Annotated in this window: 24 protein-coding genes; 7 read left to right on the forward strand and 17 right to left on the reverse strand. The window is 52.1% G+C overall.

Features of this window, described 5'->3' with window-relative positions:
- Positions 1–16 precede the first annotated feature (16 nt).
- On the forward strand, positions 17–358 hold the full coding sequence (locus B1748_RS06670) for a hypothetical protein (protein ID WP_087567103.1): 342 nt from the start codon (positions 17–19) through the stop codon (positions 356–358).
- A gap of 86 nt (positions 359–444) precedes the next feature.
- Here the strand turns inward: B1748_RS06670 and mntR are convergent, their stop codons facing one another.
- A complete protein-coding gene (gene mntR / locus B1748_RS06675) occupies positions 445–867 on the reverse strand; it encodes a transcriptional regulator MntR (RefSeq protein ID WP_087567104.1) in 423 nt (140 codons plus the stop codon).
- Between the two features lie 245 nt (positions 868–1,112).
- Here mntR and splB point away from each other — a divergent pair, with 245 nt between their 5' ends.
- Positions 1,113–2,180 (forward strand): spore photoproduct lyase, encoded by a 1,068-nt coding sequence (gene splB / locus B1748_RS06680; protein ID WP_087567105.1) that lies wholly within the window; start codon positions 1,113–1,115, stop codon positions 2,178–2,180.
- 13 nt (positions 2,181–2,193) lie between these two features.
- On the opposite strand, the gene B1748_RS06685 is transcribed toward splB, so the two are convergent.
- The 11 genes from B1748_RS06685 to B1748_RS06730 form a co-directional block, all read right to left on the reverse strand.
- On the reverse strand, positions 2,194–2,907 hold the full coding sequence (locus tag B1748_RS06685; RefSeq protein ID WP_087567106.1) for a cytochrome c biogenesis CcdA family protein: 714 nt from the start codon (positions 2,905–2,907) through the stop codon (positions 2,194–2,196).
- A gap of 50 nt (positions 2,908–2,957) precedes the next feature.
- Entirely contained in the window at positions 2,958–3,767 is an 810-nt protein-coding gene (locus B1748_RS06690; RefSeq protein ID WP_087567107.1) for a metal ABC transporter permease, read from the reverse strand.
- Positions 3,751–4,581 carry a metal ABC transporter ATP-binding protein gene (locus tag B1748_RS06695; protein ID WP_087567108.1) on the reverse strand — a complete coding sequence of 277 codons (831 nt, stop codon included), beginning with the start codon at positions 4,579–4,581 and terminating at the stop codon, positions 3,751–3,753. Before B1748_RS06695 ends, B1748_RS06690 begins: the two co-directional genes overlap by 17 nt.
- A 79-nt stretch (positions 4,582–4,660) precedes the next feature.
- Positions 4,661–5,674 (reverse strand): metal ABC transporter solute-binding protein, Zn/Mn family, encoded by a 1,014-nt coding sequence (locus tag B1748_RS06700; RefSeq protein ID WP_218781619.1) that lies wholly within the window; start codon positions 5,672–5,674, stop codon positions 4,661–4,663.
- Between the two features lie 152 nt (positions 5,675–5,826).
- The gene (gene metG / locus B1748_RS06705; RefSeq protein WP_087567109.1) at positions 5,827–7,821 is read right to left on the reverse strand and encodes a methionine--tRNA ligase; all 1,995 of its coding nucleotides are present in this window, start codon (positions 7,819–7,821) and stop codon (positions 5,827–5,829) included.
- Between the two features lie 353 nt (positions 7,822–8,174).
- Complete coding sequence (locus B1748_RS37380; protein ID WP_256975558.1) at positions 8,175–8,306, reverse strand: hypothetical protein; 132 nt, start codon at positions 8,304–8,306, stop codon at positions 8,175–8,177.
- Positions 8,307–8,447: 141 nt separating this feature from the next.
- A complete protein-coding gene (gene yidD / locus B1748_RS06710) occupies positions 8,448–8,747 on the reverse strand; it encodes a membrane protein insertion efficiency factor YidD (RefSeq protein ID WP_087567110.1) in 300 nt (99 codons plus the stop codon).
- Between the two features lie 13 nt (positions 8,748–8,760).
- On the reverse strand, positions 8,761–9,195 hold the full coding sequence (locus B1748_RS06715) for a Fur family transcriptional regulator (protein WP_087567111.1): 435 nt from the start codon (positions 9,193–9,195) through the stop codon (positions 8,761–8,763).
- A 336-nt stretch (positions 9,196–9,531) separates the two neighbouring features.
- The gene (locus B1748_RS06720) at positions 9,532–9,756 is read right to left on the reverse strand and encodes a hypothetical protein (protein WP_087567112.1); all 225 of its coding nucleotides are present in this window, start codon (positions 9,754–9,756) and stop codon (positions 9,532–9,534) included.
- Positions 9,757–9,771: 15 nt separating this feature from the next.
- The gene (locus tag B1748_RS06725) at positions 9,772–9,972 is read right to left on the reverse strand and encodes a hypothetical protein (protein ID WP_087567113.1); all 201 of its coding nucleotides are present in this window, start codon (positions 9,970–9,972) and stop codon (positions 9,772–9,774) included.
- 174 nt (positions 9,973–10,146) lie between these two features.
- Positions 10,147–10,572 carry an Hsp20/alpha crystallin family protein gene (locus tag B1748_RS06730; protein ID WP_087567114.1) on the reverse strand — a complete coding sequence of 142 codons (426 nt, stop codon included), beginning with the start codon at positions 10,570–10,572 and terminating at the stop codon, positions 10,147–10,149.
- Positions 10,573–10,879: 307 nt separating this feature from the next.
- Here B1748_RS06730 and B1748_RS06735 point away from each other — a divergent pair, with 307 nt between their 5' ends.
- Genes B1748_RS06735 through B1748_RS06755 form a run of 5 tightly spaced genes read left to right on the forward strand, consistent with a single transcriptional unit; the run spans position 10,880 to position 12,670 of the window.
- Complete coding sequence (locus tag B1748_RS06735; RefSeq protein ID WP_087567115.1) at positions 10,880–11,113, forward strand: spore germination protein; 234 nt, start codon at positions 10,880–10,882, stop codon at positions 11,111–11,113.
- The gene (locus B1748_RS06740; protein ID WP_087567116.1) at positions 11,110–11,319 is read left to right on the forward strand and encodes a spore germination protein GerPB; all 210 of its coding nucleotides are present in this window, start codon (positions 11,110–11,112) and stop codon (positions 11,317–11,319) included. The genes B1748_RS06735 and B1748_RS06740 overlap by 4 nt, the downstream gene beginning before the upstream one ends.
- A 23-nt stretch (positions 11,320–11,342) precedes the next feature.
- The gene (gene gerPC, locus B1748_RS06745) at positions 11,343–12,014 is read left to right on the forward strand and encodes a spore germination protein GerPC (RefSeq protein WP_087567117.1); all 672 of its coding nucleotides are present in this window, start codon (positions 11,343–11,345) and stop codon (positions 12,012–12,014) included.
- A 6-nt stretch (positions 12,015–12,020) separates the two neighbouring features.
- Positions 12,021–12,248 carry a hypothetical protein gene (locus tag B1748_RS06750; protein ID WP_087567118.1) on the forward strand — a complete coding sequence of 76 codons (228 nt, stop codon included), beginning with the start codon at positions 12,021–12,023 and terminating at the stop codon, positions 12,246–12,248.
- On the forward strand, positions 12,245–12,670 hold the full coding sequence (locus B1748_RS06755; RefSeq protein WP_087567119.1) for a spore germination protein GerPE: 426 nt from the start codon (positions 12,245–12,247) through the stop codon (positions 12,668–12,670). Before B1748_RS06750 ends, B1748_RS06755 begins: the two co-directional genes overlap by 4 nt.
- Before the next feature lie 51 nt (positions 12,671–12,721).
- Here the strand turns inward: B1748_RS06755 and B1748_RS06760 are convergent, their stop codons facing one another.
- The 5 genes from B1748_RS06760 to glgB all read right to left on the reverse strand — a co-directional run bounded on the left by B1748_RS06760 (position 12,722) and on the right by glgB (position 20,550).
- On the reverse strand, positions 12,722–14,689 hold the full coding sequence (locus B1748_RS06760; protein WP_087567120.1) for a glycoside hydrolase family 15 protein: 1,968 nt from the start codon (positions 14,687–14,689) through the stop codon (positions 12,722–12,724).
- Complete coding sequence (gene glgA / locus B1748_RS06765; protein ID WP_087567121.1) at positions 14,674–16,134, reverse strand: glycogen synthase GlgA; 1,461 nt, start codon at positions 16,132–16,134, stop codon at positions 14,674–14,676. Before glgA ends, B1748_RS06760 begins: the two co-directional genes overlap by 16 nt.
- Before the next feature lie 216 nt (positions 16,135–16,350).
- Positions 16,351–17,463 (reverse strand): glucose-1-phosphate adenylyltransferase subunit GlgD, encoded by a 1,113-nt coding sequence (gene glgD / locus B1748_RS06770; RefSeq protein ID WP_087567122.1) that lies wholly within the window; start codon positions 17,461–17,463, stop codon positions 16,351–16,353.
- Positions 17,460–18,626, reverse strand: a complete 1,167-nt coding sequence (locus B1748_RS06775) for a glucose-1-phosphate adenylyltransferase (RefSeq protein ID WP_087567123.1) — start codon at positions 18,624–18,626, stop codon at positions 17,460–17,462. The genes glgD and B1748_RS06775 overlap by 4 nt, the downstream gene beginning before the upstream one ends.
- A 16-nt stretch (positions 18,627–18,642) precedes the next feature.
- Complete coding sequence (gene glgB, locus B1748_RS06780; RefSeq protein WP_087567124.1) at positions 18,643–20,550, reverse strand: 1,4-alpha-glucan branching protein GlgB; 1,908 nt, start codon at positions 20,548–20,550, stop codon at positions 18,643–18,645.
- Positions 20,551–20,567 lie beyond the last annotated feature (17 nt).

Raw genomic sequence — 20,567 nt, forward strand, 5'->3', positions numbered from 1 at the left:
GGAAAGGCGTGATAGGATGCGAAGCAGATCGAAAGGCTGGATGATCGCGGGAATCGTCGTAGCCCTGCTCATCGTTATCGGGTTCGTCGAAGGAATTAGCAGCAGCAACCCGATTCAGTTTCTACTTCCAATCATCATTATTGGCGGCATCTTCCTCCTCTACAAATACCCGCCTTCCTTCTTGAGAGGCAACAATCAGGGAGGTTATGGACAGCGCGGCCGCAACGCTTACGCACCGCGCAAGACGACATCGACAATGCAGTCCAAGTCAAAGAAGGACAGAACAAAATCCCGTACCATACCGTTCAGAGTCATTGAGGGCGGCAAGGATGACGAAGATACGCCTAAATATCATTAACCGGACACAACAATAAGGCCGTTGAGACGATGCAGGTATCGTTCCAACGGCCTTATTGTTATATGACCAATCATTCGTATGTACGTCTAATCGTTATCCAGTTCGCTTCGCAGCGACCGAAGCTCGTCCAATCGGTCAGGATCTCTACGGAAATATTCCACCAGCGTCTCGATACAAGTAATGGAGTCCCAGCTGAGATGATGCTCGATGCCTTCGACATCCTTGTATATGTTCTCTTCTTGTACGCCTATCGTCGTCAAGAAGGACTCCAGCAGATCATGGCGCTCCATCAATCGTTTGCCCATTTTTTTGCCTTTGTTCGTCAGGACGAGACCTCTATATTTCTCATAGATCAGATAGCTGTCCTTATCCAGCTTCTGAATCATCTTCGTAACGGAAGACGGGTGAACCTCGAGACCCTCCGCAATGTCAGAGACCCGCGCATACCCTTTTTCCTCGATGAGTTTATAAATTCGCTCCAAATAATCTTCCATGCTCGGAGTCGGCACTCGCGTTAGCCTCCTTACCTCTCGCGCATCCAGCAGGAGCGCGTTTTTCACTCATTGTATCATACACTGTGGTGCAGCTTGCTGCAACCTAGCCGCCCCTCTTCGCTTGCTTGGGCGGGTTCCTCCCATAATCTGATCGCGCATGCTTGACTACCGCTTCCTCAATTCTGAAACACTAACCCATAAGACGTAAACAAGCTGCGTTTTGACGGTGCGGCTTTATTCCAAGAAGAGGAGAATGACAAATGTCGGTACAGACGATCGAGCAAAGCCGTAAAAAGACGTCAGACCTGTCCTTTGTGCCGGAGCTCGTCTATTTTGAACCGGCGGCACTGGATTATCCCAAGGGACAACGGATCTTCGAATGGGCCAAGGAAACCGGCATTCCCTATCGGATGACAACATCGCATAACCGCATAACGAACCTGCCAGGGGATACCGAGCTGGAGCAATACCGCATCGCCAAGCGAACGCTTGTCGTAGGCATACGCAAGACGCTTAAATTCGACACGTCCAAGCCTTCCGCGGAGTACGCTATTCCGATCGCGACGGGATGCATGGCGCATTGCCATTATTGTTATTTGCAGACCACGCTTGGAGCAAAGCCTTATATTCGCGTGTACGTCAATACAGATGAAATCATGGACGCAGCGCTAGGCTATATTCAGGAACGATTGCCGGAAACAACCCGTTTCGAAGCCGCCTGCACTTCCGATCCCGTTGGCCTGGAGCCTATAACCGGTAGTCTCAGAGAACTGATCGACTTTATGGGGCAGCAGCCTAATGGAAGGCTTCGCTTCGTGACGAAATTCCATCATGTCGATTCCCTGTTGGATGCCAACCATAACGGCAACACGCGCATCCGCTTCAGCGTAAACAGCAAGTACGTCATCAAACATTTCGAACCCGCGACGTCCAGATTCGAGCAGCGGATCGAAGCCGTCGCGAAATGCGCGAGAGCCGGCTACCCCATCGGCTTCATCATTGCCCCGATCATCTGGTTCGACGGATGGCAGGACGGGTACGGGGAACTTATCGACTCGCTCGACGAAGCGCTGCCGCCTGATGTGCGAACCGATCTAACCTTCGAGCTTATTCAACATCGCTTCACCAAGACAGCCAAGTCGGTCATAGAGAAACGATATCCCAAGACGAAGCTGGAGATGGACATAGAGAAGCGGAAGTACAAGTGGGGCCGCTGGGGCCAAGGCAAATACGTATACCCCGATGAACAAGCGGAAGCGCTCCGGCTGTTCATCTCGGAGCGCATCTTCGAGCGATTCCCTGAAGCAAGAATCGAATACTTTACTTAAAAAGGTTGTTCAATCAGAATTTGAGCCATTCGGGCGTGATCATATTAAGCCAGATTGTAATTTGGGTCATCTGATCCGTAAAGAGCAGAATGCCCATCAGGATCATGACGCCGCCACCGATCTTCATGACTTTGGCCGAATACTTTAGAATCCAGCGCGCCGTGCCCAGGAAAAATGCCAAGACGAAAAATGGAATGGCGAAGCCAAGCGAGTATGCCGTCGTAAGACCGAACCAAGTGCCGGGCTCGGAAGCCGCCAATCCTAAAATGGCGGTTAATACTGGCCCTGTGCAGGGCGTCCATCCGGCAGAAAAGCCAATGCCGAACACAAACGAACTGAGGTAGCCCGCACGCTTAGGCACCAGATTCATTCGACGCTCCTTCATCAGCAGCCCCGGCTTGAAGATGCCCATCAGGAACAATCCCATCAAAATAATAAGTATGGCGGACAATTGCCGAATCAAGGCATTGTATTCGCTGAAAAATTCGCTGAATACGTTAGTGCCATACCCGAGCGTATAGTAAACCGTGCTGAAGCCAAGAACGAAAAACAATGTATGCGACATCATCAGCAATCGCTTGCCTTTTGTTTTGTCGGCGTCCTTTAGCTCCGACACGGAAATGCCTGTTATGTAGGATAAATACGAAGGATAGAGCGGCAGACAGCACGGCGAGATAAAGGATGCGAAACCCGCGCCTAACGCTATCCATAAATTCATGTCAGACAACTATTGTCAACCACCTTTCACATTTGCCCCGGAACAGGTCTCTCCAACCGTTAGTTAAAGAGACGCAAACCTCGGCGCGATGCCAGCAAAAGCAGCAGAATGAAGATCAAAAGAAGCACGATTGTTCCGCCCGGCGCCAGGTTCCAAACGCCTGCGATGATAAGGCCGAACAACAGCGCGAACTCGCCGATCACAACGACCGCGATAACGCTTTGTTTGAAGCTGCGCGCGATGATGAGACTGCAAGCCGCTGGAATCGTTAATAATGCCGAGACGAGCAATGCTCCTACTATTTTGATGGAAACGCTAATAATAAGGGCCGTAAGTACGCTAATCATAACATTGTAGAATCGGACAGGCAAGCCGCTGACGGCGGCCGCTTCCTCGTCAAACGTAAGCAGGAAGAGCTCCTTTACCTGGGTGCCGATGACGATTAATACAGCTCCCGTAACGCCGCCGATAATCCATAGATCCGTACTGTTTAACGTATAGATGCTGCCGAACAGATAACTGTTGACGTTCATCGAGTAGCTCTTACCGAGCGTGAACAAGATCGAAGCAAGCGCAATCCCGCCGGACATGATGATCGCAAGCGACAGCTCTGCGTATGTTTTGTAGGCTTTGCGTAGCTTTTCGATAGCGAAGGAAGCTGCGATAGAAAATACGATGCCAGCCACTAATGGATATACGCCGGTCAGGAACCCCAGCGCAACGCCTGCGATAGCGACATGCGACAGCGTATCCCCAATCATCGACAGTCGCCTCAGCACAAGGAACAGACCGACAAGCGGAGCCGTAATGCCGATGAACAATCCGCCTAGCAGCGCCTTCTGGAAGAATTCGCTAGTTAGAATTTCCAATTGCGATAACCTCTCTTCCGCCTTCCATCCGCTCCCGGAGCCCCTTGAGACTATGAGCCAGATTGCTTTCGACGCAATCCTGGGTTTCATGCGAATGCTTGATGTAAAAATGCAATTTGCCAGCGCTGGAAGCAGGCTCTTCCCCAAGATAGCCTCGAATCATCTCCATGTCATGCGATACCATCAGGAACGTCATGTTATGATGCTGATGCATGTGCTTGATCATATGAAAGAAGCTCTCCTGCGTCTCCGCATCGATACCAACGGTCGGCTCATCGAGGATAAGCAGCGACGGACTGTTAATAAGCGCTCTGGCAAGAAACACGCGTTGCTGCTGTCCGCCGGACAGCTGCCCGATCCGCTTTTCGCCGAGATCGGTTATGCCCATCGCATCCATGGCATCCGAAGCTTTTGTATGATCGCCGCGGTTAAGTCTCTTGAACAGTTTCTTGCGGCCGTAGAGGCCGGACAAGACAACCTCATGTACAGTTGCGGGGAATTGCGGATTAAAGGCGTTGCGCTGAGGCACATAGCCGATCCGCTCCCATTCCTTAAACTTGCCCACCGGCTCGCCAAATAGCCGAATTTGGCCGGAGCTGGGCTTATGAAGACCGACGATCATTCGCAGAAGCGTTGTTTTGCCTGCGCCGTTCGTCCCGATAAGACCGATAAAGTCGCGCTCCTTGACGCTGAAGCTGACGTTTTCCATGACTTGTTTGTGCTGATAGGCAAAAGAGACATGTTCGACCGTAATCACATCATTATGGTTACGACAGCCGTCGTCCGTTGCGGCCGCGGAAGTATTTGTAGACATTGCATTCTCTCCTCGAAGCTATGGGGTAAAAGGAAAAATCGGAGCCGTGGGAGCTCCGAGAAATTCAATCAGATCTATTCTATTGTAATGCCTGCACTAAATTTTGCAAGTTCGATTGCATCAGGTTCAAGTAGGTAATGCCAGCCTTCTCTTGCTCCTTCGTCAATCCTTCCAGCGGGTTAAGCACCATTGTCTCTACCTTTGCTTCGTTCGCAAGCATAACGGCGAGCTGATCCGATACAAGCTCCTCGAAGAAAATATACTTCACGTCATTTTCCTTGACGAATTTCGCAATCTTAAGAATATCCTGCGCTCTTGGTTCGGCGTCGGGATTAAGCCCCATAATGGATACTTGATTCAATCCGTAATCTCTGGCCAAGTAACCGAAGGCTTCGTGGGATACGACGATATTTTTTTGTTTCACTGCGCCAAGCTTCTCCGCGTAGTCATTATCCAGCGTCGTCAACTTGCCATGGAGCGCCGTATAATTTTGTTCATAGACTGCAGCGTTGTCGGCGTCCGCGGCAATCAGACTGTTCTTTACATTCTGCGCCAAGACAAGCACGGACTTCGGACTTACCCAGGTATGCGGATCAATAGCGTGGTGATGCTCATCCTCATGGGAGTGGTCGTGAGAATCCTCGTCCTCATCCTCTTCGCCTTCGATCAGATCGATTCCCTCGCTCATCGCTTTGACCATGACGGCGCTGTCTCCGGAGAGGCCCTTCGTGAAATCTTCGACCCAAGTCTCAAGCCCGGCTCCATGGTACAGAAACAGCTCCGCTTTCGACGCCTTGTTCAGGTCTTGGCTCTTGGGCGTCCAGTCATGCGGCTCTACGCCGGACGAGATCAGGTTCGTCACCTCGACATGCTCTCCCCCGATCTCCGAGGTCAAATAATAAAGCGGATAGAAGCTTGTCACTACGGACAGCTTTTGAACCTCAGGCGCTGCGGAAGCCGGCTGATTGCCTGCTGTGTTATTGGCTGCCGCATTGCCATTATTATTGCCTGCACAGCCCGCGATAACCAGCATTGCGGATAACATGGCAGCAGCTATTGGACGGAAGGGACGTTGCGAATGGGATAGTTTCATATTATTGTTTCTCCAATCCTCTTAATAGTAATCGTTATGATTACTTTTAGAATTATAAATCCGTAAGATCGAAGTTGTCAATATCATTTCCCATGATTACAAAAAAAAGCCGTTCCTACCTATCGCGTAAGATAGAGGAGCGGCTTTCGTTACTACTTTACAATGGCGCCATTAGGCATACTGTCAGGCACCGTCGCAAGCGTTAATTGCTCGCCTTCCGATGCAGCCAAAATCATCCCTTGAGACATCTCGCCTCTCAGCTTTACCGGTTTTAGATTCGTTACGCAGATGACTTTGCGGCCGACCAGCTCCTCAGGCTTGTAATAGCGGGCAATGCCGGATACAACCTGACGCGTCTCGTACCCGAGATCAAGCTGCAGCTTCAGGAGTTTATCCGCCTTCGGCACTGGCTCGGCAGCCAGCACTTGAGCGACGCGCAGCTCCACCTTCGCGAACTCGTCGATGCCGATCTCCGGCTTTTCGTCCGGTCGATTCGCCTCTGCAGCATCGACAGCTCCTGATGCTCGGTTCTCCGCCGCTGGCGCTTCAGGCGCCTTAACGCCCCCGCTCATGGATGCTGCGATAAACGCTGCTTCTACTTCCGTCTCCAGTCTAGGGAAAAGCGGATCGCCCTTCGCGACGCGGGTGCCGCCTGGCGTCAAGCCGAATTTTTTCATGCCTTCCCAGTCCGTCAACTCGCCCGGCGAAAGACCTAGCTGCTTCCACATCTCGACCGGGGCATGCGTCAGGAATGGCTGCAGCATAATCGAGACCAGACGGAGCGACTCCGCCAGATGATACATCGCGGATGCCAGTTCGCCTCGCTTGCTTTCATCCTTGGCAAGCGTCCAAGGCTGCGTTTCGTCGATGTATTTGTTCGTCCGGCTCACGAATTGCCACAGGGAAGTCAATGCAACGGAGAACTCCATTCTCTCCATCGCATCTTCCACCTGACTGATCGTATTGGCAGCGAACTGCTGCAGCGTCTCGTCGAACAGCGTAACAATGCCAGCGAAATTCGGTACGGAGCCGTCGAAATATTTGTCGATCATCGCGATCGTCCGGTTTAACAAATTGCCCAGATCGTTCGCGAGATCGAAGTTGATCCGTTCGACGAAATTTTCGGGCGTGAACGCGCCGTCCGCGCCGAATGGCACCTCCCGCAGCAAATAGTAGCGAAGAGCATCAAGTCCGTAACGGTCAATCAGAACGACGGGATCCACGACGGTCCCCTTAGACTTCGACATCTTGCCTTCCTTCGTCAACAGCCAGCCATGCGCGAATACTTGCTTCGGCAGTGGCAGGTCGAGCGCCATCAGCATGATCGGCCAATAGATCGTATGGAACCGAACGATCTCCTTGCCTACGAGATGAACATCCGCCGGCCAGAACCGCTCGAACGAGTCGCTATTCTCTTCGCCGTAGCCGAGCGCCGTAATATAGTTGGACAAAGCGTCGATCCAGACGTAGATAACATGTTTGGGATCGCCAGGCACTTTGATGCCCCAATCGAACGTCGTCCGAGAGACCGCGAGATCCTCCAGCCCCGGTTTAATAAAATTGTTAATCATCTCATTCTTCCGGGATTCCGGTTGAATGAAGGAAGGATTCTCTTCATAATGCCGCAGCAGACGGTCCGCATATTTGCTCATTCTGAAGAAGTAGCTTTCCTCCTTGACTAATTCGACGGGACGCCCGCAGTCCGGACAATTGCCGCCCTCGAGCTGGCGCTCCAAAAAAAACGATTCGCAAGGCGTACAATACCAGCCTTCATAGGTTCCTTTGTAAATATCGTCCTGCTCCAGCAACTGACGGAAGATTCGTTCGACGACCGTTTTGTGGCGATCCTCCGTTGTACGTATGAAGTCATCATTGGAAATTTCGAGCTTGCTCCACAATTCCTTAATGCCGACGACGATGTTGTCCACGAATTGCTGAGGGGTCTGATCCTTCTCCTTCGCCTTGCGTTCGATCTTCTGGCCATGTTCGTCCGTACCCGTCAAGTACCATACATCGTAGCCGCGCAGACGCTTATACCGCGCCATAGCGTCCCCTGCCACGGTCGTATAGGCATGGCCGATATGAAGCTTGTCACTCGGATAATAGATCGGCGTCGTCAAATAAAACGTTTTGTTGCGATTAGCCATCGAAATTCCTCCTTAGTATTGTGCTTAAAGTGAGAGTTCAAAAAGTTCGGTTTTCAGCACCGAGAAGATTGGATGAAGGTAGAAACTGAGGAGCGGAGCGTAGTGGAAGCTACGTGAGCACCGGAAGTTTCGCCTGAATTCAATATTCGATGTCGAGTAGGCTTCTTGGCATACTTCGTGATCAAAAGCGGACTTTTTGAACATCCTTTTGAAACGCAAAAAAGCCTCGTCCAATATGGGACGAGAGCTGATCTCACGTGGTACCACCCAAATTCCAGCCGATGCTGCAGCGGGTGCGACCGATATTCCATCGATCCTCTCCGCCTACCTGCCATCAACTGCTTCATTAGCCGTCACTGAGGGACGACTGGCGCCGTTAACGCTTGCGCATGCGTCACTCCCTTACCTGGTCCATGCCCAAGCTCGAAAGCGATGCCTCCCGGACCATCTTCCAGCGTCTCCCCTTGCCGGCTCGCACCGTTCATGCCCGGCTCTCTTGGAAGGCTCCCCGCTGTACTTATCCATTCGCTGGCAATGCTGATATGATGCTACTATACTCAAATTCGCCATGCTCTGTCAAGAACGCACTCGCCCAATCGTTTCAGGCCATCGCTAAAGGCATGAAGCTACTGCGCGCCCTTGCCATGATGTCGTACCGCCGGCTCCGGGACCGGATCGAAACCGCCGGGATGGAACGGATGACATTTCGCGATTCGTTTTGCAGCCAGCCAGCTCCCTCGCGCAGCGCCATGGCGCTCAATCGCTTCCAGCGCGTAAGCCGAGCAAGTCGGATAGAACCGGCAAGTCGGCGGCTTGAGCGGCGAGATCACCTTTCGGTAGAACACGACAGGCGCCTTGACGACGGCCTGCGGCCAACGCCTGTTCTTCTTTGCTGCAGTCTCGTCGTTGACGCTGGCGGAATTCATGGGCAAGTCCTCCTTAACCCTGTGCGGCGGCATCTTCCTGCACGCATGTCTTGCAATAACCGAACACTTCGAACTTATGCTTAACGACGCGGAATTCGTCCGGAACAACCGTCTGCTCCATTGGGCAGTACGTGATGGGATAAGTCAGCCCGCACTGCAAACAAATGAGATGGTGATGATGCTCATGCTCGCGGCAATGCAACTTGAACTTGACGCCTTCCTCAAAGACGACCTGCTCCAGCACACCCAATTCTTCCATTACCCTCAGATTCCGATAGACCGTATCGAAGCTAAGTCCGGAATACTTTTTGCACATGTATTCATAGACGTCCTTAGGAGATAGATATCCCGGCGAATCTGCGAACAGCTTTGCCAGCGTCTTTCTTTGATCCGTTACCCGCAGCCCTTGACTGGACATGCGTCCTACAATTTCCTCTACTGTATGCATAGTTGACCCTCCGACTCATAGAGTGCATGTTCAAAAAGTTCGGTTCTCAGTACCGAGAAGATTGGATGAAGCTAGAACCTGAGGAGCGGAGCGTAGTGTAAGCTACGTGAGCACCTGCAATGTTTCCGGAGGAAACATACTTCGTAAGCATATGCTTAGGTTCGGCTAAATTCAATATTCGACGTCGAGTATGCTTCTAGGATGACTTCGTAATGGGAAGCGCATTTTTTGAACGACCTCTTTGAGGTGATCCATCTCGGGTGAGATGTATGGCTGTACCTTCAAGTAGCGCTATCTTCATAATGCCCAAAAAAAAGACTCCCGTCAATGAGAGCCCTATCCGTTCAATCTCATATTAATAAGGAAGCTGGCGCACATCGCGACAAAACCGACCCCACTGGCCATGCCGGCCCATAATCTTCCGCGCCTCAGCTTCATCATCTTCCCTGCGTCCGCACCTTGCTGAGCCGCCATCGTGCATGCGCGATGAACGAATAGGAATGTGATTAAAGCCGCTACAAAAAATAGATTCGATACAAACCATACCGCAGTCCAGAACACGTCTTAGCCCCCGATTTACAAATACCACTTATTGAGAATAAACATAAAAACAACAAAGCTCACGATCGCTCCCGCAAAGCTGTACCAACCCGCTCGAAACTGCTGCTGGAACATACGCAAGATCCCGAAGCTGAGCAGACCGAATATTAAAAGCAGGAATACAACCCCCAATATGAACAGGGATGCGGATACGCTGCTGACATCTACCAACGTCACCGACGACACTCCTTATAACGGTTGCAAAAAGTCCGCTTTCGGTCTTTTTGAACTCGCATTTATTATACCAACATATACACATATGACATTATACGAAATTGCGATTCTATTATCCAGTCCGATTGCAGGGCAAACTCCGTCGATTTGGTGACAATTTAGTCCAAGTTTCCTCCATTACCACCGAATGTAATGCTCCATATATTGTTTCGAAGCCCTGCGCTTGCGGAGCTTGATGTACAAAATGCCGCTTTTCACTGCCGCCTGGCATACCTTCGGCAGCACCAGCACGGGCAGCGGAACCATCGTACGATTTCCGCTTTCCCGATCTATGATACGCAGTCGGTCCTCCCGCACATACAGTCCGATATCGCCTCTTCGCGCTCCCGGAGGAAGCCGGAATTGTACCGTGATCGATTGCTCGGTTTCCGTAATGCCAGGCGTATCCTTCCCTTTTATGACTTCCGATGCTTCCGGCAATGCCTTCGTCATCAAGCCGCGAACGAATTTCTCGACCCAATCCGGCTCGCGGATTACCTCGAAGCCCTTGGGCAGATGCTGCCCTTCCATCCATCTCTCCAGCTCTTCCCATCTCGATGCCATAAAGTCCTCATCCTTCCGAACGCAGTCTCTGCTCTCATTGTATGCGGCACCGAGAGACATGGACACTTGCCTAGGGCGAGTCTGAATACTCCGAGGGGAGCAGATTTTGCCGAATTTAAGTTCCATGCAAGGAACTTTTGTGAAGTCGTTACCTAAGGGTACGTCAAGCAAAAGTGACGAAGCAGGGGGCGGAAAGGCGGTGAAAGATGCCCCTGAGCGAGTTTTCAGACACGCCCTAACGGTAACGTCTGGGCGAATGCCGCATACAATAATCCATATCAATGTCTAATATGGAAGGTGATATGACATGCCAGCAGTTGTCGGTTTTGTAAAAATCGTCAGCACGGGAGGCGGCTCCATCGTCCAGTTCGGAGATACGGTACAGGTGTCTCCTTCAAGCACCTCCAAGACGTATGCCGGTTCGGGCTCCTTCTTGACCGGAAGCTTGACGAATTCGAACAATGCGGTCAGCGCGACGAATTCGGTTGATCCCGATATTCAGGACAGTACGAATGTGCCTAATGGAGTCAATATCGTATGAGTTGGACCATTCATCAGTACATTACGATCCATTCTCTGCACGTCGACAGCCTATCGAACAGCTCCGTGCTGCAGGTAGGAAGCGCCGGCGCCATACGCTCCATGTCCCAGCTTTACAATTCAGGCGGTTTCTCGAGCCCCGCGCCCGAACTGTCTACGGATAATCCGCTATCTTTTGTGCCGCTGCCAAGACCAGATCATTCGTAATAAACAAAGGGAGGCTAATCGCGATGAAAGATCCGAACGAATTGAATCCGTGGCATGTCTGGTCGGCCGAAGTCAGTCGGAGACTACATCAGCAGCAGCTTCAGATCGAACGGCTTGAGGCGCAGCTCTCCCAACTTCAAAACAAAATTAGCATGCTGGAGGCGAAGCCCTCCTACAATGTCGAGAGCATTCAGTACCGCTTCGATCAATTGAAAGTAGAGAGGCTGGAAGGTACGCTTAATATCGGCATGACGTTGCCAGGCGGCGAAGCCGCCGACTCTACCACGGGAACGGGCGAAGTCGAGCAATTTACCGTTGGGGACCAACCGAATTATTATCCTGTCCAGCAGCCTATGGCAACCCAGCAAGCGGAAGGTCCGTTTCGCGCTTTGGCCGGCCGTCTTGACGGCTACATGGCTTCCGAAGGAGAACGCCGCCTGCTAAGTCAAGAGATGGAGCTAGGCATGCAGCTTGACCCGCATCACCGCCGTATTGTGCTGGAGGATGTTCGCAAGCAGCTGCCGGCCAGAATCAAACATTACATCAATCAGCTGTCGAAAGAAGAGCAGGAGAACCTGAGCAATCCTGGAGCCATGACGGAACGTATCTTCGAGAGGACGAAGCGGGATGCCGAAGCCGCAATCGGCGCTTATATGCGCCAATTGAAAGACACTTACCCCCAATCGGAAGGATGATCCGACATGTTAAATTTCACTGTTCATAACCATCAGCTGTGCGTTGGCCGCATTGAAGTGCTCGGCATCGCCAGCTCCTCGCTCTTGCAGGTAGGCGACACGAGCCGTATGGCGTTGTATTCGATGTTCGATACGCCGCCAGAATCCGTTATCGTCGGATCCATGGCTCCACTGCCTGAACCCGAGGGCGCCGAAGCGGCAGTCGACGAGACGACTGTCACAGATTTTCTATGAAGTTTTCCAATCGCAGCTTGGAATGTTTTCCTGTCCGCACCTCGGAGATTGCCTTCGTCAACGTCATCAGTCTGGCGTCCGCGTCCATCGTACAGATCGGCGATCGCGGTTCGACGCACGCGAAGCTCCGTGCGCTGGCCGTGCAGCGCAAAGAAGATCATTCCACAGCGGGAGAAGCTTACTTCGAGTCCTACGATATTTTTTCGCGCCCGTGGCCCATTATTTCTGACCCTTGGCTGCAATCCGGCCAACCCGACAACTTGAACAGATGCAATCACTCCCCTCGAATCTCCGTGGGATGCGTCAGCGTGATTGCGCTCAGCTCTTCTTCCAGTCTTCATGTCGGCAATAGCTACTCCGTAGTCGGAGAAGCCCGGGTTAAACATATACGGCAATTCCCTCAGGATACTACGATCATGTAGCCAAAAGACGCTCTTTCGCCAGCAATGACTGTGCGAAAGAGCGTCTTTTGTTCATGAACCCTGATTCAGCTTCTTGTATTTTGCCGCGTATTTGCAGACGCTCTGGACGACCGTGGCATGCGACCACGTAAGCGGTGCGACTGACAGCGGCGATCCGTCATAAGGATTCAGCTGTTCCGGCAGCAACCCGCTCTGCAGCGCATGATTCGCGACCCATTGCAATGTCTCCTTAGGTCCGCGCAGATCCTCAAGCGACTTCGCCGAATCAATCTCGAAGTTGGCCACCCACAACGTACAGATAATCCATGGATTGCCTGGTACTTTGTCGATCTCGCCAGACTGCTGGAAATAATAGTCGTTGGTGTACCGCGCGATCCCTCCGATGTTGGTCCGGACACGAAGTCCTTCCTTGATGGCCAGCATCGTCTTGATGACACGCTCATCTTCTACGGGCAGAACGCCGAAGTCCAACACGCCGAACAGGCTGCTCTCCAGCGTCATATCCTTCACCCAGCGATTGTCCTTCTGTATGAGTCCCCGCGCGAATCGCCCGCTCTCCTCATCCCAGAGATGCTCCAGCATCCCTTCTTTGATCCACTTCGCACGCAGCTTGAGATGGTCGCTGCGCTCGTAATCGCCGAATAAATCCGTAAAGTGCGCCGCCGCCATAAGACCTCCGTACACGGAGGCTGCCGTATACGTCCATATGCCGTATCTTTCTTCCCAAAGATCATAACTTGGCTTCGGCAAGGCGAGCGTCGGCTCGACATAGTCGCTTAAAAAGGCAGCTGCTTTGCGAATCAGATTGCTGTATAACGACTGAGGCAGCTCGATAACGCCATTGCGCTTGTAATCTTGCCACAAGGCGAACAGGACTAACGCCGTTTCGTCCTCCTGGATGGGCAGCCGCCTGCTTCCCTGCACAATGTAAGGATGCCAGCTCGAGCCGACCGTTCCGTCCGGATTGTATTTGTGATACAGATACCCTTCCGGCGACAGCGCCGTTGCGCAGAAGTGGAAAAAAGGCGCGATAACGCTCTGGTATCCTGCCATCGACATTGCATCGGCAATCAATGCGCCGTCGCGAGGCCACATATAGCTGTAGTGATCGCGGTTGTACTGGAGAATGTCGGTATCGTTGGCGGCCAATATCGCCCCGCGCTCATCCGTTTGCGTGCGGACTAGCAGCAAGCTCTGCTGAAACAGCTTGGTTACGTCAGGCGGCAGATCGCCCAGATCCGACTCCGCCCTGCTCAGCCAATGGTTCCAATAGACGACGATCCGGCTCAACAGCTTCTCGGGGTGATTGTCCTGGACGTACTGGTTAAGCTCTTTGACTTCCTCCAGGTTTTTTCCGACCGACATCCAATAATAGAAGGTTTTCTCGCCATATCCTTCAACCACCGATCGGAGGCTGATTGTGCTGTCGACCGAACCTTGAGCGATCGTGTTGCCCATGAGGCTGCCGTCTTCCGCGTCCCTCCAAGTCCCCTCGGCGGACTGGAACCGTTTGATGCCGGTCGAATACTGCATAATGCCTCCCTCGTCGGAGGAACCGTTGAACATAAAATAATTAGAGCGTTTGTAATGATACAACGTGTGGTTCTCGGGATAATAAACTGCCGTGTCGCCCACTTCCGAGCCCTCGATCATAAGATCCTGATGGAAAAACAACCGCACTTCGCGTCCATCCTGACGTTTGTTCCGGACGACAATACGTTTAATATAGATGCATTCGCGCTGGTGGATGCCATCGTTGATATGCAGCTCCACTCCGAGCCGTTCGTTCTTCGCCGTAATGTTAGTGACCAGTGATTCTTGTATATAGTCAAGCGTAATATGCCACTCCGAATCGTCCAGCCACGAAAATTGACCGTCCACCCATATGCCGAAGCGGCAATAATGGCCGCCGACATGATTCAGTTGTCCAATATACGGATAATAGATATCTCGAATATAACAATTACGATCAAGGTTCAGCAGCATTTTGCCGTTGCCGATTACTAGATGACGGGCCATGGTTCGTTCTCCTTTCGATGCGCGGCAAGCTCTGTGTAAACGTCCATATAAGCCTTCGCGGATACATGCCAGCTGTAATCGCTGCGTGCGCCGTTTTCGATAATCCTCTTCCAGGTCTCCTCCTCCCGGTAAAAGGCAAGGGCTCTTCTCACAGTGTACAGATAGTCATGGGCGTTATAGTTGGCAAAGGTAAAACCGTTGCCTTCGCCAGTATATTCGTTGTAGGCATGTACCGTGTCCCGAAGTCCTCCCGTCTCCCTCACGACAGGCACGGATCGATATCGAAGCGCCAGCAGTTGGCTGATGCCGCATGGCTCGAACTTCGAGGGCATTGCAAATAGGTCAGAGCCGGCGTAAATTCTGCGCGCCATCCGGTCGCTGTAACCCAACCAGATCGCCATCTTTTCCGGATAACGCCGTGCCGCGTCCAGGAACAGCTCCTCGTATTTCCGATCTCCCGCACCCAGCACGACAAGCTGGACTTCCTCCTGCAGCAGCTCATCCAGCGTTGCGGCTATGAGATCAAAGCCCTTTTGCTCCACCAGCCGCGATACAATCCCGATCATCGGGATATCCGCCGATTCGGGCAGTCCCAGCTCGCGTTGCAGATCGATCTTGTTTTTCCGCTTGCGGCCGATGGAGTTGCGATACGGCGTATGCAACGCATCGTCGTTCATGGGATCGAACAGTTCCAGATCGATACCGTTCACAATGCCGCGCAGATCTTCTTGCCTGTACCGTAGTACGGAGTCCAGATGCTCGCCATAATACGGAGTCTGAATTTCGTGTGCATACGTTGGGCTGACCGTCGTCAGCTTGTCCGCGAACTCCAGCGCGCCTTTTAAGCAACTGGCTCCTCCACGGTGAGCGAGTCCATCCCAGCCGAACAGCTCCTCTCCGGCACCTGTCAGCTCCTTGAGCACCTCTGCGCCGAACAACCCCTGGTACATCAGGTTATGTATCGTAAACACCGACTTTACATAAGCCCACGAAGGATCGAACGCGTATCTGGTTCTAAGCAAAAATGGAATCAGCCCCGCCTGCCAATCGTGACAATGAACGATATCGGGTTTGAAATCCAGATGCCGCGCAGATTCCATCACGGCAAAGCAATAGAAAACAAATCGTTCCGCATCATCGCCATAACCATATAAACCTTTGCGCCTAAAATAAAATTCGTTGTCAATCAAATAGTAGCTGATGCCGTCGATCGTCGCCTTCTGCAAGCCGCAATATTGATTGCGCCAACCGAACGGCACCTGAAATTCGGCGATCAGCTGAAATTGCTCGACATAATGCGTCGGAATTTCCTCGTATTTCGGCAGTATGACCCTCGCGTCGGCACCGTACTTGGCCAATGCCTTGGGCAGAGCTCCCGCGACGTCGGCCAAGCCGCCGGTCTTTGCCAACGGAACTGCCTCCGAAGTTGCAAACAGAATGTTCATCTCTCCCCAACCTCCACTATATGGTGATTTAAAAGTCCGCTTACCATTACGAAGTATCTCAGGATGCCTACTCGACGTCGAATATTGAACTCAGCCGAACCCTCCGTTTCTCACGTAGCTCTGCTACGCTCCGATACTCGGTTTCTAGCTTCGTCCAATCTTCTCGGTACTGATAACCAAACTTTTAAACTTCTATTTAATGTTACGAGACAAACCTTAAATGATTTTGCGTTTGGCCGCCATAAAAGGCGATGCGCCTGCGCCGCGGATATCGCGGCCTGCCTCGACCCGCACGTCCTTGTCCATGATGCTGTACTGAACAAAGCTTCCTTGGCCTACATACCCGTTCTGCATAATGATGCTGTCCTTTACGACAGCGCCCTTCTCAACATGAACGCCTCTGAAAATAACGCTGTTCTCCACCGTGCCTTCGATCCGGCAGCCGTTTGCGATCAGCGAGCCCGTCACCCTGGAGCCAGCCGCATAACGAGTAGGCGGTTCGTCTTTGACCTTCGTATAGACAGGTCCGGGCATAAAAAACAATTCCTTCCATACATCCTGGTCCAGCAGGTTCATGCTGTGTTGATAATAGCTCGCCAGCGTATTGACAACGCCAAGATAACCTTCATGACGGTAGCCGAATACACGCAGTTGACCAAGCCTGGAGAAGATTGCATGGCGAACAAGATGATCCTGACCTTGCGCCAGGGACGTCTCTACCAGATCCATCAGCAGGTCCTTGCGCATAATATACATCTCCATGGAGCTGATGCTGCTCTCCAATCGCCCGAAGTGCTCCTGAATTTCCGTTACGCGCCCATCGGCATCCAGCTTCACCTTGCGCGATTTGCCCAGCACGGGGCCATCATGCTCCTTGCAAACAACCGTAATATCGGCCTCCTGCTCCTGATGGTAAGCCAGCACCCTCTCGAAGTCGATGTTGCATACCATATGGCTGCGCGCGATGACGATATAATCTAGCGAAGAACGATTGAAATAATCGCGTTGTTGATAGAAATGGTATAAGTCCCCTCGGCTAACTTCCAGCAGATCGTCCGTCAGCGGCGGCAAGATGAACAGTCCGCTCTGGCGATGCTGCAAGTCCCAATGTTTGCCGGAGCCGAGATGATCCATAAGGGAGCGGTATTTCGTATGGGCAAATACGGCCACCTTGCTGATGCCGGAATTGACCATGCTGGACAATGCGAAATCGATTAGTCGATATTTGGCGCCGAACGGCACGGTTGCGAGACATCTGCCCTGCGTAAGCGGCCCCAGCTCGTCATTTTCGTGAATCAGGTTGATAACGCCAAGGATGCGATGTTTCATGTAGGCTCCACCTCCAGCACCATATGATCGTTCGTCACATATTGCTCTACCGCTACAACCGTTATGGCATCGTCTTCCGGAGTTCCTATAACCGCGCCAGCCTGTATGACGGCTCCTTCGCCGATAATAGAGCGATAGATCCGCGCTCCCTTGCCGATTCGGACATTGGGCATGATCACGGATTCGCTGATGATCGACCCGACCTCCGCCTGTACCCCGTAGAACAGCACGGAACGATCTACCTCTCCTTCAATGACGCACCCTTCGGAAACGACGGAAGAGGAGACTACGGCTTCCGCGGATGTAAACTGGGCAGGACGATTGGGATTAACAGAATAAATGCGCCATTCGGTATCGTAAAGATCCAGGGGCGGCTCCTCGGCAAGAAGATCCATATTGGCCTCCCACAGACTCTCGATTGTGCCGACATCCTTCCAATATCCCTTGAAAGGGAAGGCATGCAGCTTGCGCCCTTCGCGCATCATCGCAGGAATAATATCCTTGCCGAAGTCATGACTGGAATTGCGGTTCGCTTCATCGTAGATCAGATGTTTCTGCAGCGTCTTCCAGGTAAAAATATAAACGCCCATCGAGGCGATATTGCTCGTCGGATTTTTTGGTTTCTCCTCGAAGGCGGTAATGCGGTCCTCGTCATCGACATGCATAACGCCGAAGCGGCTAGCTTCCTTCCAGTCGACCTGAAGTCCGGCAATCGTGACATCCGCACCGCTGCGCTTGTGATGCTGCAGCATGAGATCGTAATCCATCTTGTAGATGTGATCGCCGGAAATGACCAACACGTATTCGGGATTGTATCGTTCGATAAAAGCCATGTTCTGATAGATGGCATTGGCCGTGCCTTTGTACCAGACTCCGCCCTTCTGCTTCACATACGGCGGCAGAATGGTCATTCCTCCGTCGCGGCGATCAAGCCCCCATGGACTGCCGATGCCAAGATAACGATTCAACTCCAGCGGCTGATACTGCGTCAGCACCCCGACCGTATCGATGCCGGAATGAGCGCAATTGCTTAAGGTGAAATCGATGATCCGGTATTTTCCTCCAAAATAGACGGCGGGCTTTGCCAAATCCTTGGTCAACACGCCTAATCGCTTTCCCTCTCCTCCTGCAAGCAGCATTGCAATCATTTCTTTACGGACCATGGACACCAGCTCCTTGTCAAAGTGTGTCCCCCGGCAATGGAGTAAGCAACAGAAATGTAAGTGGGGGGAGTTCAATCGAGATGCTTTGGTCGCGGCCATGCCAAGCGACGTCTTCCGTGATGCAGCAAACTTCTTCAGAACCGCCATTACCGCCGAATTGCCGCGCGCTGCTGTTTATGATGACTGCGTAACGCCCCGGCTCCGGCATTCCTATTCGATAATTCGGATAATTCTGATTCGAGAAGTTGATCACGATCACACTACAAGACTCATACCCATATCGGATATAGGTTATAACAGACTGGGCGGCGTTATTGACGTCGATCCAGCCAAAACATTCGGGATCTCTATCGCGTTCCCAAAGGGAAGGCAGCTTGCGGTAAGTATGGTTAAGCGTCTTGACGTACTCCAGCATGCTGCGATGCGAATCGTATTCCAGCACCATCCAGTCGAGCATATCCTGATCTTTCCACTCGTCGAATTGCCCCCACTCGCTCCCCATGAACAACAGTTTTTTGCCGGGGTGGGTCATCCAATAACCGTAGAATAGACGCAGTTGAGCGAATTTTTCCTCGTAAGTGCCGGGCATTTTGTCCAGTAAGGAATGTTTGCCGTGCACGACCTCGTCGTGAGACAGCGGCAGCACATAGTTTTCAGAGAAGGCGTACCAGATGGAGAAGGTAATTAAATGATGATGATGCGGCCGGTCCGACGGATGTAAGGACATGTAACGAAGACTGTCGTTCATCCAGCCCATATTCCATTTAAAATTAAACCCTAGACCTCCCAGGTAGGTCGGCGATGTAACGGCTGGCCATGCGGAAGAATCCTCCGCGAGCATTAATGTATCGGGGTAATAATGAAACACCGTTTCATTTAATCGTTTGAGGAACCTCAAAGCATCCAGATTGTCTCTGCCGCCATGGGCATTGAAAGTACGCATATGAGCCGGTTTGTCCATATGCAAATTAATCATATTCGCGACTGCGTCGACGCGCAGTCCGTCGATGTGGAAAACGTCCATCCAGTAGATCGCGTTCGAGATCAGGAAACTCCAAACTTCATGCCTGGAATAATCGAATGCAAGCGTCCCCCAGAGCGGAAGCTCGGCACGGTTGCTGTCGGCGCCTTCATAGAGCGGCGTACCGTCGAAGAGACGGAGACCGTGATCATCCTTGCAGAAGTGGCCAGGCACCCAGTCCAGGATGACTCCTATACTGTTTCTATGACAAGCGTCTACTAGCTTCTTGAACTGCAGCGGGGTGCCGTAACGGCTGGTCGGACTATAGAAGCCAGTCACCTGATACCCCCACGACTGGTCGAGCGGGTGCTCTGCGAGCGGCATCAGTTCAATGTGCGTATAACCGAGTCCGGCTACATAGGGCACAAGATCCTCCGCAAGCTCTTCGTAAGTGTAATAATGTTCTTTTCCTTTGATCTTCCATGACCCTGCGTGGGCTTCGTAAATTAACAAAGGGCGATCGTACGGTGACTTCGTTTTCTTTTGCTCCATCCAGGCAGCATCATCCCACGTATAACCGTCGTTATCGACCACGATCGAAGCCGTGCCCGGTCTGCGCTCGGAGTAAAAGGCATAAGGGTCTGATTTGCGAGCCACTTCGCCATTCTCCGTGACCAACTCATACTTGTAGAGCTCGCCAGGCCGCAATTCCGGAATGAACAACACATGAATGCCCGTCGTGCCGTGTTTCTTCATCCGGTGTGACTTCCCGTTCCATTCGTTAAACTCTCCGATGACGCGTACTTCGGTTGCGTTCGGCGCCCAAACCGCAAAACGAACGCCTTGTTTGCCGCTCACCGTCATCGGATGGGCTCCCATAAACCGATAGCTATGGTAGGCTGTCCCCTGATTAAACAGGTATATATCTTCCTCGGACAAGCCCAAGCGCATCGTCGCCACCATGTGCAGCATCACCCCCT

It is taken from the genome of Paenibacillus sp. MY03 (genome assembly GCF_002165585.1).
GTDB classification, from domain to species: domain Bacteria; phylum Bacillota; class Bacilli; order Paenibacillales; family Paenibacillaceae; genus Pristimantibacillus; species Pristimantibacillus agaridevorans.

Excerpts from the sequence above, each read along its gene's own strand:
- B1748_RS06755 (WP_087567119.1), top strand. The coding sequence starts at position 12,245 with ATGAAGTTTTCCAATCGCAGCTTGGAATGTTTTCCTGTCCGCACCTCG.
- B1748_RS06740 (WP_087567116.1), top strand. The coding sequence starts at position 11,110 with ATGAGTTGGACCATTCATCAGTACATTACGATCCATTCTCTGCACGTC.
- splB (WP_087567105.1), top strand. The coding sequence starts at position 1,113 with ATGTCGGTACAGACGATCGAGCAAAGCCGTAAAAAGACGTCAGACCTG.
- B1748_RS06670 (WP_087567103.1), top strand. The coding sequence starts at position 17 with ATGCGAAGCAGATCGAAAGGCTGGATGATCGCGGGAATCGTCGTAGCC.
- glgD (WP_087567122.1), bottom strand. The coding sequence starts at position 17,463 with ATGAAACATCGCATCCTTGGCGTTATCAACCTGATTCACGAAAATGAC.
- B1748_RS06735 (WP_087567115.1), top strand. The coding sequence starts at position 10,880 with ATGCCAGCAGTTGTCGGTTTTGTAAAAATCGTCAGCACGGGAGGCGGC.
- metG (WP_087567109.1), bottom strand. The coding sequence starts at position 7,821 with ATGGCTAATCGCAACAAAACGTTTTATTTGACGACGCCGATCTATTAT.
- B1748_RS06700 (WP_218781619.1), bottom strand. The coding sequence starts at position 5,674 with ATGAAACTATCCCATTCGCAACGTCCCTTCCGTCCAATAGCTGCTGCC.
- glgB (WP_087567124.1), bottom strand. The coding sequence starts at position 20,550 with ATGGTGGCGACGATGCGCTTGGGCTTGTCCGAGGAAGATATATACCTG.
- B1748_RS06715 (WP_087567111.1), bottom strand. The coding sequence starts at position 9,195 with ATGCATACAGTAGAGGAAATTGTAGGACGCATGTCCAGTCAAGGGCTG.
- glgA (WP_087567121.1), bottom strand. The coding sequence starts at position 16,134 with ATGAACATTCTGTTTGCAACTTCGGAGGCAGTTCCGTTGGCAAAGACC.
- B1748_RS06760 (WP_087567120.1), bottom strand. The coding sequence starts at position 14,689 with ATGGCCCGTCATCTAGTAATCGGCAACGGCAAAATGCTGCTGAACCTT.
- gerPC (WP_087567117.1), top strand. The coding sequence starts at position 11,343 with ATGAAAGATCCGAACGAATTGAATCCGTGGCATGTCTGGTCGGCCGAA.
- B1748_RS06775 (WP_087567123.1), bottom strand. The coding sequence starts at position 18,626 with ATGGTCCGTAAAGAAATGATTGCAATGCTGCTTGCAGGAGGAGAGGGA.
- yidD (WP_087567110.1), bottom strand. The coding sequence starts at position 8,747 with ATGAATTCCGCCAGCGTCAACGACGAGACTGCAGCAAAGAAGAACAGG.
- B1748_RS06730 (WP_087567114.1), bottom strand. The coding sequence starts at position 10,572 with ATGGCATCGAGATGGGAAGAGCTGGAGAGATGGATGGAAGGGCAGCAT.
- B1748_RS37380 (WP_256975558.1), bottom strand. The coding sequence starts at position 8,306 with ATGAACGGTGCGAGCCGGCAAGGGGAGACGCTGGAAGATGGTCCGGGA.
- B1748_RS06750 (WP_087567118.1), top strand. The coding sequence starts at position 12,021 with ATGTTAAATTTCACTGTTCATAACCATCAGCTGTGCGTTGGCCGCATT.
- B1748_RS06695 (WP_087567108.1), bottom strand. The coding sequence starts at position 4,581 with ATGTCTACAAATACTTCCGCGGCCGCAACGGACGACGGCTGTCGTAAC.